General features: G+C 63.4%; 13 protein-coding genes and 1 tRNA gene. 11 read left to right on the top strand and 3 right to left on the bottom strand.

Annotation, left to right across the window (positions count from 1 at the left end; all coding sequences use genetic code 11):
• Window positions 1–7: 7 nt before the first annotated feature.
• Window positions 8–1066 carry an RluA family pseudouridine synthase gene (locus NLY37_RS20110; RefSeq protein ID WP_023742941.1) on the bottom strand — a complete coding sequence of 353 codons (1059 nt, stop codon included), beginning with the start codon at window positions 1064–1066 and terminating at the stop codon, window positions 8–10.
• Between the two features lie 25 nt (window positions 1067–1091).
• On the opposite strand from NLY37_RS20110, the gene NLY37_RS20105 reads away from it, so the two are divergent.
• From NLY37_RS20105 to tolA, 6 genes are all read left to right on the top strand, one after another.
• Window positions 1092–1472, top strand: a complete 381-nt coding sequence (locus NLY37_RS20105) for a hypothetical protein (RefSeq protein ID WP_023690093.1) — start codon at window positions 1092–1094, stop codon at window positions 1470–1472.
• A gap of 13 nt (window positions 1473–1485) precedes the next feature.
• Window positions 1486–1899, top strand: a complete 414-nt coding sequence (locus NLY37_RS20100) for a VOC family protein (RefSeq protein ID WP_023742940.1) — start codon at window positions 1486–1488, stop codon at window positions 1897–1899.
• A gap of 85 nt (window positions 1900–1984) precedes the next feature.
• Window positions 1985–2059, top strand: a tRNA-Glu gene (locus NLY37_RS20095).
• A 592-nt stretch (window positions 2060–2651) separates the two neighbouring features.
• A complete protein-coding gene (locus NLY37_RS20090) occupies window positions 2652–3233 on the top strand; it encodes a VOC family protein (protein WP_023742939.1) in 582 nt (193 codons plus the stop codon).
• 25 nt (window positions 3234–3258) lie between these two features.
• A complete protein-coding gene (locus NLY37_RS20085; RefSeq protein WP_023742938.1) occupies window positions 3259–4134 on the top strand; it encodes a glutathione S-transferase family protein in 876 nt (291 codons plus the stop codon).
• 226 nt (window positions 4135–4360) lie between these two features.
• Window positions 4361–4729, top strand: a complete 369-nt coding sequence (tolA, locus tag NLY37_RS20080; RefSeq protein WP_023742937.1) for a cell envelope integrity protein TolA — start codon at window positions 4361–4363, stop codon at window positions 4727–4729.
• Window positions 4730–4863: 134 nt separating this feature from the next.
• Here the strand turns inward: tolA and NLY37_RS20075 are convergent, their stop codons facing one another.
• The gene (locus NLY37_RS20075) at window positions 4864–5079 is read right to left on the bottom strand and encodes a hypothetical protein (RefSeq protein WP_023670117.1); all 216 of its coding nucleotides are present in this window, start codon (window positions 5077–5079) and stop codon (window positions 4864–4866) included.
• 298 nt (window positions 5080–5377) lie between these two features.
• On the opposite strand from NLY37_RS20075, the gene NLY37_RS20070 reads away from it, so the two are divergent.
• The gene (locus NLY37_RS20070) at window positions 5378–5893 is read left to right on the top strand and encodes a DUF2865 domain-containing protein (protein WP_245271004.1); all 516 of its coding nucleotides are present in this window, start codon (window positions 5378–5380) and stop codon (window positions 5891–5893) included.
• Between the two features lie 110 nt (window positions 5894–6003).
• Here NLY37_RS20070 and NLY37_RS20065 read toward each other — a convergent pair whose 3' ends face one another.
• Window positions 6004–6360, bottom strand: a complete 357-nt coding sequence (locus NLY37_RS20065; RefSeq protein WP_023742935.1) for a hypothetical protein — start codon at window positions 6358–6360, stop codon at window positions 6004–6006.
• A gap of 242 nt (window positions 6361–6602) precedes the next feature.
• On the opposite strand from NLY37_RS20065, the gene NLY37_RS20060 reads away from it, so the two are divergent.
• From NLY37_RS20060 to pstA, 4 genes are all read left to right on the top strand, one after another.
• The gene (locus NLY37_RS20060; protein WP_286440134.1) at window positions 6603–11111 is read left to right on the top strand and encodes a PAS domain-containing hybrid sensor histidine kinase/response regulator; all 4509 of its coding nucleotides are present in this window, start codon (window positions 6603–6605) and stop codon (window positions 11109–11111) included.
• 496 nt (window positions 11112–11607) lie between these two features.
• Window positions 11608–12636 (top strand): substrate-binding domain-containing protein, encoded by a 1029-nt coding sequence (locus tag NLY37_RS20055; protein WP_023706292.1) that lies wholly within the window; start codon window positions 11608–11610, stop codon window positions 12634–12636.
• Window positions 12637–12732: 96 nt separating this feature from the next.
• Window positions 12733–14193, top strand: a complete 1461-nt coding sequence (pstC, locus tag NLY37_RS20050) for a phosphate ABC transporter permease subunit PstC (RefSeq protein ID WP_023706293.1) — start codon at window positions 12733–12735, stop codon at window positions 14191–14193.
• Window positions 14190–15506, top strand: coding sequence for a phosphate ABC transporter permease PstA (gene pstA / locus NLY37_RS20045; protein ID WP_023683971.1), 1317 nt, complete (start codon window positions 14190–14192; stop codon window positions 15504–15506). Before pstC ends, pstA begins: the two co-directional genes overlap by 4 nt.
• The last annotated feature ends 10 nt before the right edge of the window (window positions 15507–15516 follow it).

Raw genomic sequence — 15516 nt, 5'->3', positions numbered from 1 at the left:
GGCTGGTTCAGAGCTTGCGGAAGCCGCCGACGAGTTCCTCCATGTCCCCCGGTATCGGCGCCTCGAACCTCATCGATAAATGGGTAGCCGGGTGCCGAAATGCAAGAAGCCAGGCATGCAAAGCTTGCCTGGAAAATGCCTTGACCTGACCCTTCAGCAGTTCGGGCAGCCGGTTGGCCTTGGTGCGGAAGGCCTGGCCGTAATCGGGGTCACCGATGACGGGATGGCCGATATGAGCCATGTGAACGCGGATCTGGTGGGTGCGGCCGGTTTCCAGCCGGCATTCGACCAGGCTGGCGGTGGCGAACGCCTGCTGGGCCTCGCCGAAACGCTCCTTGACCGTGAAATGGGTGACGGCGTGGCGGGCATCGTCGCGGCCTTCCGGCACGACGGCGCGGCGCACGCGGTCGGCGGCACGGCCAAGCGGCGCGTCGACCGTTCCGGTCGGCCGTGGAGGGATGCCCCAGACCAGCGCCAAATAGGCACGTTCGAGGTCGCCGGTGCGGCCGTGGTCGGCAAAGGCCTTCGACAGCGCCTTGTGGGCGCGGTCGGTCTTGGCCACCACCATGACGCCGCTGGTTTCCTTGTCCAGCCTATGGACGATGCCCGGCCGCCTGACGCCGCCAATGCCTGAAAGACTGTCGCCGCAGTGGTGGATCAGGGCATTGACCAGCGTGCCGGTCCAGTTGCCGGCGCCGGGATGGACGACGAGGCCGGCCGGCTTGTTGATGACGATCAGCTCGTCGTCCTCATAAAGGACGTCGAGCGCGATGGGCTCGCCTTGCGGTTCGGCCGGTTCCGGCTCGGGCATGACGACCGATACGCGCTCGCCGGCACTCATCTTGCGCTTGGTCTCGTCGACCGGCTTGCCGTCGATCGAAACGGCACCTTGCCGGATCAGCATCTGCACCCGGCTGCGGGACATGTCAGGCCCGAGGGCGCTCGCCAGCCACTGGTCGAGGCGCTGGCCGGCCGCTTCCGCGCCGGCTTCGAGCACGGTCGGCGCCGCCTCTATGAATTGTCCAGGCTCTATCAATTCAGGGGTCTCTTCGCTATGAGCGCTCATCGAAAAAGTTCCGGAAAGTTCTGCCATGGCCCGGCCCGTTGCCGATGAAGAAGAAAAGCCGCTCGATCCCGAGATCGAAAAGGTGCGCGGCAGGCTCATCCGTTTCATGGCCATCAATCTCGGCCTGCTTTTGCTGGCCCTTATGGTGGTGATCGCGGCCATTGTCTACAAATCGCGCAAAGCGCCGCCCGCGAACCCGCCGCTCGCCAACGACATTCCAGTTCCGCCCGGCGAGCCGCTCGCGGCCGACATAGTGCTCCCGGTCGGAGCCAAGGTGATCAGCCAGGCTCTGTCGGGCAATCGAATTTCAATCGACGCCGAGCTCAGCGACGGCAGCCGCACCATCTTCGTCTACGACATCGCCGAGCGCCGTATCATCGGCCGCTTTGCCATCCGCAACAAATGAGCGGGCGGCAATTGTGAGCGGCTTCGCCGAACATCGCCGGGTTGCGACCGTCGCGCTGGTCGTCGCCAACTATGATGAGGCGATTGCCTGGTATGTCGAACGGCTCGGCTTTCTGCTCATCGAGGATGTCGATCTCGGCGGCGGCAAGCGCTGGGTGACGGTTGCGCCGGCCAACGGGCAAGGCGCGAGGCTGCTGCTGGCCGAAGCTGACGGCGCGGCGCAAGATAAGAGCATCGGCAACCAGACCGGCGGCCGCGTCTTCCTGTTCCTCGAGACCGACGACTTTGCCCGCGACCACAAAGCGATGCTGGCAAAGGGCGTCGACTTTCGCGAAGCGCCGCGCTTCGAGCCCTACGGCACGGTGGCGGTGTTCGCCGATCTCTACGGCAATCTGTGGGATTTGATCGAACCCAAACGGCAGGCATGAACAACGCAAATCAATGGTTCGGCGGAAGCGCTCCAAGCCCAGTTGCTTTTTCCCGAGCGCCAGCCTATATCGCCGGTTCTTGAACGCGCCCATCGTCTAGCGGTCAGGACACCGCCCTCTCACGGCGGGAACAGGGGTTCGATTCCCCTTGGGCGTACCAAGAACGGCTTTCCTCCCACATGATCGACAATTCCGGGCAGCCGCCGCGTGCATCGCGTTTGACCGCGAGGGTCGGCGGCATCAGCGAAAACCCGGCAAGTCCGTGACCCGAATGCACCCAATTTAAGTCAGGCTGCGACGCTTGAAAGCGTAGCAATCTCTGTTACTTGCGGTGCGGGATAGCATCTGCGGCAACGCGGATTTGGGTTGGGTAGCGCAGGTATGAGTTCGGCAAAAATGATATGCCCGCGCTGTCACGGCAGCGGGCAGGTTTTCGATTGCTTGAAATGGCGTGAGTCGAAAGGGCATTGCTGCCCGCAAGGCACGCATCGGGCCGGCTGTCCCGGGCAGACCATGGCATGCGCCGAATGCGCGGGCCTGGGTACCTTGGCGGAAGCCGAGCTCAGAGCCGTTGCATAGCCTCAGGTCATGCAACTCAAGCCCCTTTCACCATCCAGCGCCGGCAGTCTCCGCGAGCTTCTGGCGCGGCGCTGCCAATTGCACTAGCATCATGTACGAAGCCTAGCCAAAGGGCTCTTTGCGGCGCCCAAGACGCCGGGGTACATAGGCGAGGGTCGGCGAGGAGGAGACCGATGCGGAAACTGCAATCGCAGGGCGTCCATCACATCACGCTCGTCGGCGCCGGGCGCCAGACCTCGATCGATTTCTGGGAAGGCGTGCTCGGCATGCCGTTCATTTTCGAGCAGCCCAACCTCGACAAGCCAAGCGAAAGCCATCTTTATTTTGATCCCGGCGACGGCAGGCTGATCACCGTCTTCACCGACGAGAGCCGCACGCCGGTCAAGCGGCGCACGCCCACCGAACCGGGCTGCGTCCATCATATTGCGTTCTCGGTGTCGCGCGTGACCTTCCTGCAGGCGGTCGCCCGGCTCGACGAGCGCGCCATCAAGCACAGCGGCGTCAAGGATCGCGGCTTCATGGATTCGATCTATTTCGAGGATCCGCTCGGCCTCTTGATCGAGCTGGCGTCCTATCGCTTTGAGCCGCCGGCCGGCTTCACCCACGCCGATGTGCTGATGCAGGCGCACAAGCTGCGCGTTGCGCGCGGCGACTACAACATCGCCGAATTGCACCTTGCCGACGCGATCCAGACGCTGGTCGAACGGTCGCGCGCGACCTTGTCGGACGACCGGACGCCGAAGAATCCATACTGACGGCCAGCAAAAGGGGAGGACCATAATGGCAAAGACAGTTAAGAGCGCTGGCAAACCAGCGGCCAAGCCAGCAGCAAAAGCGGCAGCGAAGCCGGCCGCAAAGGCGGCCGTAAAGGCCGCGCCGAAGGCAGCCGCGAAGCCGGCCGCGAAAGCCGCGACAAAGCCGGCTACTAAGATGTCGGGGCCGAAGGCCAAGGGGGCGAAAAAACCGGCGCTGAAGCTTTCGATGCTGAAGCCGAGCGTCAACAACATGACCGTCCGGGTGTTTGCCCGTGCGGCCGGGTTCGACGCCGCCGAGACCGACGCCTGGGGCCACACGCGGTCGCCGGAATATATGGCGCGCAATCCGGCGCATCTGACGCCGATGATCGAGGACAAGGGGCTGCCGCGCGGCGTGCTGTGGGAGAGCTGTGCCATCATGCAGTATCTCGCCAACAAGCACGGGCTGGAGAAATTCTATCCCAAGGCGCCGGCCAAGCGGGCGATGGTCGACAGCGCCATGTTCTACCTGATCGGCACGCTCTACCCGTATGTGGCGCGCGCCACCTATCCGGCGCTGGGTTTCCCGCACTATGCCGGCGAGGTCGGCCATAGCGACGCTCATCCGGAGAAGAAGTCCGAGGCGCAGAAGGCCGCCATGGCGGCGATTGCCGAGCCGCTGGAGGTGTTTCACTCCTTCTTCAGGGACGGCAAGCCGTTCATCGGCGGCAAGCACCCGTCGATCGCCGACATACGCCTGGCATCGACGCTGGAGTTCCTGGCCGTCATCGACTATGCGCTGCCAAAATGGGCCAAGGAGTATGTCGCGGCGATGGAGAAGAAACTCGGCAAGGCCTATGCCGAGCCGGCCGGCGACGTGCGCGGCTACATCGCCTATGTGAAGTCGCAGGCCAGCGCGTAAAGCTAAGGATTCATTAACCAGAACGCTGTCTATTGAAGGCACCGCGCGACCACGGATGTACTGGCGCAAGGGTGAAGGGAAAGGTCGGCGCAATGCCGGCCTTTTGCTTTTCGCCGATGCGCCATCAGGCGCGTCTCATGGTGTAAAGTCCGACATCAGGCATATTGCCATCGTCTGCTTCGACCCTACCATCATGGTCGGCGGACGACACACGAGGAGCTTTGCGATGAGGGGCGTAGCGAGACTGTTTGCGATTGCCGGTGTTGTGTTGGTCGGAGGCTACCCGTCCGATGCCGCGCCGCTCGACACGATGGCGGAGGTCGGCGATGCCATCCAGGCGTGCTGGACGCCGCCGGCGGGTGTTGGAAATGCCAGCGTCACCTTGAGCTTCAGCTTCAAGCGCGACGGCACGCTGATTGGTCCGCCGCGGCCGACGGCGATCAAGGTCGATGGCGATGCGGATACCAGGAAGTCGTTCGTCGACGCCGCAACCACTGCTCTGCAAAAGTGCCTGCCGTTGAGCTTCTCGCCGACGCTGGCGCAAGGCGTCGCGGGCAATGTCTTCAACTTGCAATTCGCCTCGCCCAAGCAATAAACGAGCGGGCGAGCGTTTCACCGTTTCACAGAAACGGCGACCCCGTCTCTCGTTGTCTTGACGCAATTCCCAGGGGAAAGCGCTACGCGCTTTTCCCGGAAAAACGACTCACACTTTTGCTGAAATTGCTCTGATCAGTTGTGCGGGCGTCTGATATCGACATGCCGCTGCAGTTCCGGCGCCTCGAAGACGTAGTCGGCCCAGGCGGATTCCGGAATCTGTCCGGCCAGATAGCATTCCAGCAGCAGGCTCTGTTCGGGATCGAGCGCTCTCGGCGCCCGCTCGTGGTCCAGCCCCAGCGAGTGGAACAGGTTCCTGGTCAGGCCAGAGACAGTGAAGTGAATAGACATCTTCGCTCTCCTTTGCTCCACACAACGCGAGACACCGGAGAAAGGTTTCATCCGCAAGGGCCGATAACGCGGGATCGATGATTGCGGCGGCCTGGGCTCGCCCGAGCCTGGCTTCGTCTCATCTTGAAACAAAAGTGTAATGGCGAATTTACAGGAACCGGCATAATACACACAGGTGCAACGCCAGATCGCCGGCGCCGCGATTTCGCGCCGGGATCCGTCCGGACTGCAGGCCAGGCTCGTCGCGCTCGGCTGCAGGCCCGCCGCCGGGCAACAAAGACAGCGTCCGGCTGGTGCCATGATCGGCAGCAATTCGATGCTGTTTTGCGTTCGTCTCTCCGACGGCTATTTCTTCCCGGCGCCGAGATCGCAGTTCGTGCAAGGCGGCGATGTCAAGGAGATGGTCGATCAGTGCCGCTACATCTGCGACGATGCCGGCGTCGACCTGTACACGCTCAGTGACCCAAGTCTTGAAACCGAAGAGATGGTCGCGCTCGATACGCGCACATCCTACAAGGACCTGCCGGCGGCCTTCAAATATCGCGATGATGCGAACTTCAGGGCCTGCGACCTCAAGCGCTATCACCGGCGCGTTGCCGAGCTGAGAGCGCGCACGGTGACGCCAGCCAATATGGCCAACGCGATCATTCCTTTGCCGTCAGCGAAGCCGGATCTTGGCACCGTGGCGCAACTTCCCCAGCCTGGCGCAGACGCTGCAGAGGCCAGGGGCGCCGCCCAGCGACAATCGGTCGAGCCATTGGCCGGCTCGCGGCCGGTCAGGGTGGTCGGGCCGGCTTTCTTCCCGGCGGAGTAACCTGCGCCTAGAGCGTTTCACCGAAACGGCGAACCGCTCTATGTCTTTGTTTTACGCAATTCCGGACGGAAAACCGTTTCACACTTTTCCTGGAATTGCTCTAGTACCAGCTATTCGCAAACCATCCTGTAGCGTTTGCCGGGTTCGCTGACATTCTTGCAGGTGAGCGGATTGGCCGGTTCGGAAGCCATGCTGGGCGGGCTGGACCTGACGTGCCGGCTTGGCGCAGCTATTTGTGTTGTGTGCCTGCGTGCCGCGAGCCGGTAGGGCTCCTGCGGCGGCGGCGTCGGAAACACACCGGCTGCCGCCTGCATCCGGCTGGCCTCAGTCTGCGACGGATCGCGATCCCAGACCCGCCTGATATCGAGCGGCTTCGGGATCACCACCGTGCCGTCATAGCTGCGTGCGCAGCCGCTGCCCGCAAGCAGCGCCAGGCACAGGAAACAAGGCACGATCCAACCGGTCATCAGCAACACCCCCGCCGACTTATAGCCCGGCCGGGGTTCCGCCGACAACCGGCGGAATACCGCAGGGCAATGTGGCTCTGGCCGCAGTCTGGATTGGTTATGGTTAGCGGATCATTAATGCTTCTCGGGCACATTCCGCCGGCGAACCGCTGAGGGGGTTCGGCCTTGGCTTTCGGGGTGGGAACGGGATGGCTGACGGGACTGTTGGAACACGCGGCGGACGCGGTTCCCGAAAAGGGGTGGTGAACGGCGAGGATACGTCCGTCGGGGGTTCGCCCGAAGCGCTGCGCGAACTGGTCGAGGCCGGCGCCGACTGGGTCTGGGAGACCGACGCCGAGCTGCGCTTTTCCTGGCTTTCGGAGAACTACCAGGCCGCCACCGGCATCGATCCCGCCAGCATACTTGGCCGTTTCCGCTTCGATTTCCTCAAGCAGATGGTGCACGGCAATCGACACGCCGCCGCGCATCTGGAGGATCTGCAGGCGCATCGGCCGTTTCGCGACTTTGTTTATGAGTTGAAGGGCGGCCGTCCCGGCTGCCGCTGGGTTTCGATCACCGGTTCCCCGCGGTTCGACGGCGAAGGCGAATTCATCGGCTATCGCGGCATCGGCCGCAACGTCACGGCACTGGCCGGTGCGCTGGACGAACTGCGGGAGGAGGAGAGCGATCCGCCGGCCGGCGAGGCCACGCAGCACCTCGCCGATCTCGAGCGGACGATGGATGCCATGCATATGGGCGTCGTGGTGCTTGACGCGAAGTTCGATACGCTCATCGTCAACAAGGCCTATCGCGAGCTCTCCAGGATTCCCGACGGCGCCGTCACGGTCGGCGCGCCGTTCAGCCTGTTGATGGAACTCAACCGCCGCAACGGCATCTACGGCGATCTCGATGAACAGCAGTGGCAGCACTACCTCGCCACCCGCATCGAGGAGATCAGCGCCGGCTCGGTTGCGCCACGCGAATTTCTCCATGCCAACGGCAGGACGATGATGTTCTCGGTGACGGCATTGTCCGGCGGCAAGCGGCTGTTGACCTACTACGACGTCTCCGAGCTCAAGCGTCGCGACGCAGAGATCGAGAGTGCCAACGCCAAAATCACGGAGACCTTCGCCAATCTTCGCACGATGGTCGACCAGATGCCGATCGGCGTGCTTGTCCTCGATGCGGACATGCGCGCGGAGGTGATCAACCGCGCCTTCTATGATTTCTGGGAAATCGATCCCCGACGCGCCGGCATCGGCTGCGGCTTCCGCGAACTGATGCAGGCCAGCCGCGATATGGACCCGTACGGTGCTGACGATGCGGAATGGCAGGACCACATCGCCGAGCGCGAAGCAGAAATCTCGGCCGGCCTGGTGGGCTCCAGGCAATTGCCACGCAATGACGGCCGTACGCTGATTGCCTCGCTGGCGCCGCTCGCCGGCGGCAAAAGGCTGATCTCCTATGTCGACGTCACCAACATGAAGGATCGCGAGGCTGAACTCGCCCAAGCACTGGAGAAATCGCGGCTGGCCGAGGCGGTGATCAACGGCGTCAAGGACCCGATCTTCGTCAAGGACGACAATCTGCGTTTCGTCTTCGTCAATGAGGCATTTTCGGCACTGTTCGGACAGAGCCCGCAAGCGATGCTTGGCAGACCCGGCGGCGACTTCCTCAAGCAAAAGGACGCCGCGCAATTCGAAGACAGCGAACGCGCCGTGCTGGCGACCGGCACGCCCTACGAGGTCGAGGAGACTTTCGACGCCGAGGGCGCCAAGCGCTCGCGCATCGTGCGCAAGAACCGCGTCGGCATGCCCAGCGGCCGCAACTATGTCGCCGGTTTCCTGTTCGACATTTCCGACATGAAGCGCCGCGAGACCGAGGCCGAGGACGCCCGCAAGAATCTCGCCACGGTGCTGGAGTCGCTGCCGGCGGCCGTCATCATCTATGACCGCGACGACAAGTTCGTCTTTGCAAACCGCAAGCTGCAAGACACGCTGCCGGCGCTGAAACCGGCATGGCAGCCTCGCCGCAGCTTCCGCGAGGCGTTGGAACTTGGACATTCCGTGGGATATTTCCGCTTCAGTGGCGATCCGGAGACCGACAAGCTCTATGACGGCGATCGAGACATCTGGCTGGATGCCATTCTCGCCCGCTACCGCCTGCCGAACTCCTCCTACGAACGGTGCAATCCCGACGGCCGCTGGTATCAGGTCTACGATATGCGCACCGAGGACGGCACCTTCATCGGCGTGCGCGTCGACATCTCGGAGATCAAGAGCCGCGAAAAGGCGCTGCAGGAAAGCATGCGCCAGATCGACCTGTTCCGCCACGTCATGGACGAACTGCCGGTCGCCGCCTTCATCAAGGCGCAGGATCTGAGCATGGAATTCGTCAACAAGGCCTGGTGCGCGCTGACCGGCATCCCCAAGGAGGAAGTCATCGGCCGGACCGATCTCCAGCTTTTCGGCATCGACGACGCCGAAACCTACACCCATGACGACACCGAGGTCGTCGTCACCGGCCGCGGCCGCGAGATCGAGGAGCCCGTTACCCATCGCGACGGCACGGTGCGGCAATTGATGACGCGCAAGAGCCGGCTGGTGGCGCTCGATGGGTCGGTGCACCTTGTCGGCTCCAGCACCGACATCACCGACGTCAAGGCGCGCGAGCAGGCGCTGGAAGAGAGCATGCGCGAGAACGAGGTGTTCCGCAATCTCATCGACAACGTGCCGGTGTCGATCTACGCCAAGCGCTCCGACCTCAGGCAGTTCTACGTCAACAAGGGCTGGTGCGACCTCACCGGCCTCCGCAGGGAAGACGCGATCGGCAAGACGGACATCGAGATTTTCGGCGAAGACGGCGAAGCCTTCGTCAACAGTGATCTCGCCGTGCTGCGCACAGGCGATACACAGGAGATCGAGGAAACGGTGACGCTTGCCGACGGCAGCGTGCGCCACCAGTTCGCCCGCAAGGGCGCGATGATCGCGTCCGACGGTTCGCTCTATCTGATTGGGTCGACCACCGACATCACCGAACTGAAGCTGCGCGAGGCCGAACTGCGCGAGGCGCGCCAGCGCGCCGTGCTGGCCGACCGCGCCAAGTCGGAATTCCTGGCCAATATGAGCCACGAGATCCGCACGCCGATGAACGGCGTACTCGGCATGGCCGAGTTGCTGGCCAAATCCGACCTCGATCCCAAGCAGAAGACGTTCACCGATATCATCGTCAAGTCGGGTAACGCGCTCTTGACCATCATCAACGACATACTGGACTTCTCCAAGATCGATGCCGGACAGCTGGTGCTCGACCCTGCGCCCTTCAACCTGCCCGAAGCGATCGAGGATGTGGCGACGCTGATATCGACGCGCGCCAAGGAGAAGGACCTCGAGCTCATCGTGCGCGTCGAGCCGGGCCTGGAAAGCCTGTTCGTCGGCGATGTCGGTCGCGTCAGGCAGATCGTCACCAATCTGGTCGGCAACGCGGTGAAGTTTACCGACGAAGGCCACGTGCTGGTCGACGTGACCGGACAAAGGGGGCCGACGGGGACAAAGCTTACCGTTTCGGTCACCGACACCGGCATCGGCATTCCGCAGCAGAAATTAAAGCTCGTCTTCGAAAAATTCAGTCAGGCCGACACCTCGTCGACCAGACGCCACGAAGGCACAGGGCTCGGGCTCGCCATCACCTCGCGGCTGGTCGAGTTGATGGGCGGCGAGATCGGTGTCGAGAGCGCCGAAGGCAAGGGCTCGACCTTCTGGTTCACCGTGACATTGCCCAGGGCCGAGGAACAGACCGGACGGCGGATCATGCCGGTCGACGTGACCGGCTCACGGGTGCTGATCGTCGACGACAATGCCGTCAACCGATCGATCCTGAGCGAGCAGATGGCGTCATGGACCTTCGATTCCTGCGCCGCCGAAAGCGGACCCGAAGGGCTCAAGGTGCTGGTCGCCGCGGCTGCCTACGGCGTGCCGGTCGACTGCGTCGTGCTCGATTATCAGATGCCGGGGATGAGCGGCGCCGAAATGGCGCGCGTCGTGCGCAACACCGCAGGGCTGGCCGACACGCCGATCATCATGCTGACCTCGGTCGACCAGTCGCTCGCCAACACCAGCTATCGCGATCTCGGCATCGACGCCCAGCTGATCAAGCCGGCGCGTTCCTCGGTGCTTCTGGAAACGCTGGTCGCCACCATCCAGCGGCACCATCACAATATCACGGACGGCCGTGTGCTGCCGGCGGCAAGCAGCGGTTCCGGCGGCGGCAGGAACGAACCGTCGCCGGCAAAGCCGCCGCTCGCTGCATCGGAACGCGCCTTGCTGCAACCGCCGCCGGTTCGTGCCCGCGCCCGGGCCGCCGGGGATGAACGCCGGCTCGACATTCTCGTTGCCGAGGACAATGAGGTGAACCAGATGGTGTTCACCCAGATAATCGGCGAAACCGGCTACAGTTTCGAAATCGTCGGCAACGGCCGCAAGGCGCTCGACGCCTTCGGCCGGCTTAATCCGCGCATGATCCTGATGGACGTCTCGATGCCGGAGATGAACGGGCTCGAGGCCACCGCCGCAATTCGCCGGCTGGAAGAACATACGGGTATGCATATCCCGATCGTCGGCGTCACCGCGCATGCCTTGAAGGGCGACCGTGAGCGCTGCCTGGAAGCCGGCATGGACGACTATCTGCCCAAGCCGATCAGCCCCAGGGCGCTGCTCGAAAAGGTCGAGCGCTGGGTCGGCATATCAGGCGAAGCCCAACGAGACGCTGGATAGCAACCTGCGGCGCCGCCGGGATTCGGCCGCGCCGCAACAGCCAAGGATATGGTGCGATCGCACCATATCAAAGCTGGCGCCCAGTCAGGACAATGGTCGCAACGAAACCGCTCATTCAGTTACGGGCGGGAGCAAGCGACCGCCGACAAGAAACAGCGTCGAATCTACCCCAACGGACCTGTTTTTGGCGATGGCTCGGCCAAGATTCGCTCTGGTCACGGGCAACGCGCTCCCGTCCGGTTTTTCTTTCTCGGCATCGCGGCCTGCGGTGTGCCGGGACTTGATGCCAGCACGAATTGCGCAAGCGTCTGATTCCAGCGGCAACTTCCATTCCCACAAACCGGCTTAAAGGGTGCGGCCCACAAGACGTCTGTGCGACGTTACCGGGCTGACACGAAACTGTCATGCGACTGTAATAATCGAAGGCTATTGGCCTCAGCGGGCGCCGGTTTGAAGAGGGCGCCAAGAGACCATCTTCCGAACAGGAGCAGGCCACATGAAGAAATTCCTCGTTACGGCATCGGCCGTGGCGGTAGCGTTCGCCGCATCGTCCGGTGTCGCCGCTGCGCGTGACCAGATCCAGGTCGCCGGTTCGTCGACCGTGCTGCCTTACGCCAAGATCGTCGCCGAGCAGTTCGGCGAAACCTTCACCAACTTCAAGACCCCGGTGGTCGAGTCCGGCGGCAGCGGCGCCGGCATCAAGGAGTTCTGCAAGGGCGTCGGCGAAGACACGATCGATATCGCCAACTCCTCGCGCCCGATCAAGAAGGACGAGCTGAAGTCCTGCGCCGACGCCGGCGTCAAGGACGTCCAGGAAGTCCGCATCGGCTATGACGGCATCGTCTTTGCCACCGGCATCAAGGGTCCGGACTGGGCGCTGGTTCCCGCCGACATCTACAAGGCGCTCGCCGCCAAGCTAGTGGTCGACGGCAAGCTGGTCGACAACCCGAACACCAAGTGGAACCAGGTCAATCCGAAGCTGCCCGACTGGGATATCGCCGCCTATATCCCGGGTGAGAAGCACGGCACCCGTGAAGTGTTCGAGACCAAGCTGCTCGACGCCGGCTGCGACAAGGCCGCTTTGAAGGCTGCCGGCATCGCCGACGACAAGGAAATCGGCAAGACCTGCATCGCCATCCGCAAGGACGGCAAGGCTGTCGACATCGATGGCGACTACACCGAGACGCTGGCCCGCATCGACTCCAACAAGACCGGCGTTGGCGTGTTCGGCCTCGCCTTCTACGAGAACAATGCCGACAAGCTGAAGGTCGCTACCGTGGAAGGCATCGTGCCTTCGACGCAGACCATCGCCGATGGCACGTACCCCGTGTCGCGGCCGTTGTTCTTCTACGTCAAGAAGGCGCATCTGGGCGTCGTTCCCGGCCTCAAGGAATATGTCGAGTTCTTCCTTGATGACCAGATGATCGGCCCGGAAAGCCCGCTCGCCCAGTACGGCCTGGTTTCCGCTCCCGACGCCGAACGTCAGGGCCAGCGCGACGCCTTCGCCGCCGGAAAGACGATGTAATCAACCGACCGGATCAGGGCGCGGACCAAATCCGCGCCATGATTTCGCCGCTTGCCGCAACGGTGGCGGCGATCTGAATTTTCCCTGGGGTGGGTGATGTCGTCCTTGCTCGTACTCGCCATAGTCATCGCCATAGGCGTGGTCGCTTTTGTGATCGGCCGCCAGCGCGCAGCGGCGCAGGATACCGGCAAGGTCAAGCCGCATTCGCGCGCGCATTATCATGGCTGGTGGGCCTTTCTGCTCGCGGTCCTGCCTGCCGTCCTGCTGCTCGCCGTCTGGGATATCGGCTCTTCCTTCTATCTCGACCGGCACATCCATGCCGCTTTGCCCGAGCGCACCGCCGACACAAAGGTGGCCAGCGAAGCGCTCGACGCCAGCCTGGTGAAGAGCCTGGCCAAGGGCCTGCGCCGGCTCGATGGCGATACCGCACTTCCCGCTACTTTCGCCGAATTGCAGCCGCTGCTCGCCGCCAAGGGCGTGGCACTGGCCAGCGACACACAGGACTATATGATCCCGATCGCGGTCGAGGCGAACCAGGTCCAGGACCGGCTCGGCCTGTTCGGCGCCGTGCTGACCTTCGCGCTGTCGGTCGCCGGCGCCTTCTATGCGCTGAGGCAGATCGCGCCGCGCGCCAGGGCGCGCAACAATGTCGAGAAGCTGATGCTGTGGGGGCTGCTTGCGGCCTCGACCATCGCCATCCTGACCACGGTCGGCATCGTGCTGTCGATGCTGTTCCAGACGATCACCTTCTTCGAGAGCGTATCGCCGATGAGCTTCTTCTTCGGCACGGTGTGGGATCCGCGTTTCGCCGCCGCCGGTTCCGGCGGCAGCCAGGGTCAGTTCGGCCTGATCCCGCTACTCGCCGGCACGCTCTACATCGCCGCCGTCGCGCTTCTGGTCGCAGTGCCGGTCGGGCTGATGTCGGCGGTCTACATGTCCGAATATGCCTCGCGCGGTGTGCGCTCGGTGGTCAAGCCGGCGTTGGAACTGCTGGCCGGCATTCCGACCATCGTCTACGGCATCTTCGCCGTTGTCACGCTCGGACCGTTCTTGCGCGACCTGTCGGCGGCACTCACCGGCGGCTCGCCCTTCATCCAGGGCCAGAGCATCTTCACCGCCGGTCTGGTGATGGGCGTCATGCTGATCCCGGTCGTGTCCTCTTTGTCCGACGACATCATCACCGCGGTGCCGCGCGCAATGCGTGACGGCTCGCTCGGCCTCGGCGCCACCCGCTCCGAGACGATCAAGCGGGTGATCCTGCCGGCGGCACTGCCCGGCATCGTCGGCGCCATCCTGTTGACGGCGTCGCGCGCCATCGGCGAGACGATGATCGTCGTGCTGGCGGCGGGCGTCGCCGCCAATCTGACGGCCAATCCGTTCGAGGCGATGACGACCATCACCGTCAAGATCGTCAACCAGCTGACCGGCGACCTCGAGTTCAACTCGCCGCAGACGCTGGTCGCCTTCGCGCTCGGCCTGACGCTGTTCGCGCTGACGCTGGTGATGAACATCGTCGCCCTCTACATCGTGCGCAAGTACCGGGAGCAGTACGAATGACCGACATCCCCCTGGACACGATGGCGGGCGCCGTCGCGCGTCCGCGCCGCGACATCGGGCTGAAGGCGCGCTACGCCGCCGAACGCCGGTTCCGCATCTATGGCGTGATTGCGATCTCGGTGGGCCTGGCGTTCCTGGCCATCATGTTGATCACCATCGTCTCGAAAGGCTACACCGCCTTCTGGCAGACGACGGTGACGCTGCCGGTCACCTTCGACGAGAAGGTGATCGATCCCTCCGGCAAGCGCGCGACCGACCCTACCGTGCTGATCAAGGCGAACTATCCCAAGCTCGCCGAAAACGCGCTGGTGGCCAAGCTCGGCATCGATCCGGCCAACAAGCCGATGATGCTGAAGCTCAAGGGCTTCCTGTCGGAAGGCGCCCGCGTCCAGCTGCGCGACATCGTCTCCGCCGATCCGTCGGTGATCGGCAGGACGCGTGACGTCGACATCCTGGCTGCCGCGAACCTCGACTCGGCCTTCAAGGGCCAGATCGACCTCGGCGTCGATGAAGCGCGCCGCAAGGTGTCCAACCAGCAGATCGACTGGATGAACAAGCTCAAAGCCGACGGCGTGATGGCCGAGCATTTCAACACCGGCCTGTTCACCTATGGCGCCTCCAGCCGGCCCGAAACGTCGGGCATGGGCGTGGCGATCATCGGCTCGTTCTACATGATGGTGATCGTGCTGTTGCTGGCGCTGCCGATCGGCGTCGCCGCCTCCATCTATCTGGAGGAGTTCGCCAAGAAGAACCGCTTTACGGACCTGATCGAAGTCAACATCAACAATCTCGCGGCGGTGCCGTCGATCGTCTTCGGTCTGCTTGGCCTTGCCGTGTTCATCAACTTCCTCGGCATGCCGCGCTCGGCTTCCTTCGTCGGCGGCCTGGTGCTGACCTTGATGACATTGCCGACCATAATCATCGCCACGCGCGCCGCCCTCGCCGCGGTGCCGCCGTCGATCCGCTCGGCGGCCCTAGGTCTCGGCGCCTCCAAGATGCAGATGGTGTTCCATCACATCCTGCCGCTTGCCGCCCCAGGCATCCTTACCGGCACCATCATCGGCCTGGCGCGTGCGCTCGGCGAGACAGCACCGCTGCTCTTGATCGGCATGGTCGCTTTCGTCGCCGATTATCCGACGACGCCTTTCGATCCGGCGACCGCGCTGCCGGTTCAGATCTATATGTGGGCAAACGAGGCTGAGCGCGCTTTTGTCGAGCGCATGTCCGGCGCCATCATCATCCTGCTCGTCTTCCTCATGGCCATGAACATCACCGCGATCGTGCTCCGGCGCCGCTTCGAGCGGCGCTGGTAGAAAAAAGGCA

Origin of the sequence: Mesorhizobium sp. C395A (assembly GCF_030323205.1) — a bacterium.
GTDB lineage: Bacteria > Pseudomonadota > Alphaproteobacteria > Rhizobiales > Rhizobiaceae > Mesorhizobium.
The sequence above is the reverse complement of the archived record's forward strand: the minus strand, read 5'-3'. Positions and strand labels throughout refer to the sequence as shown.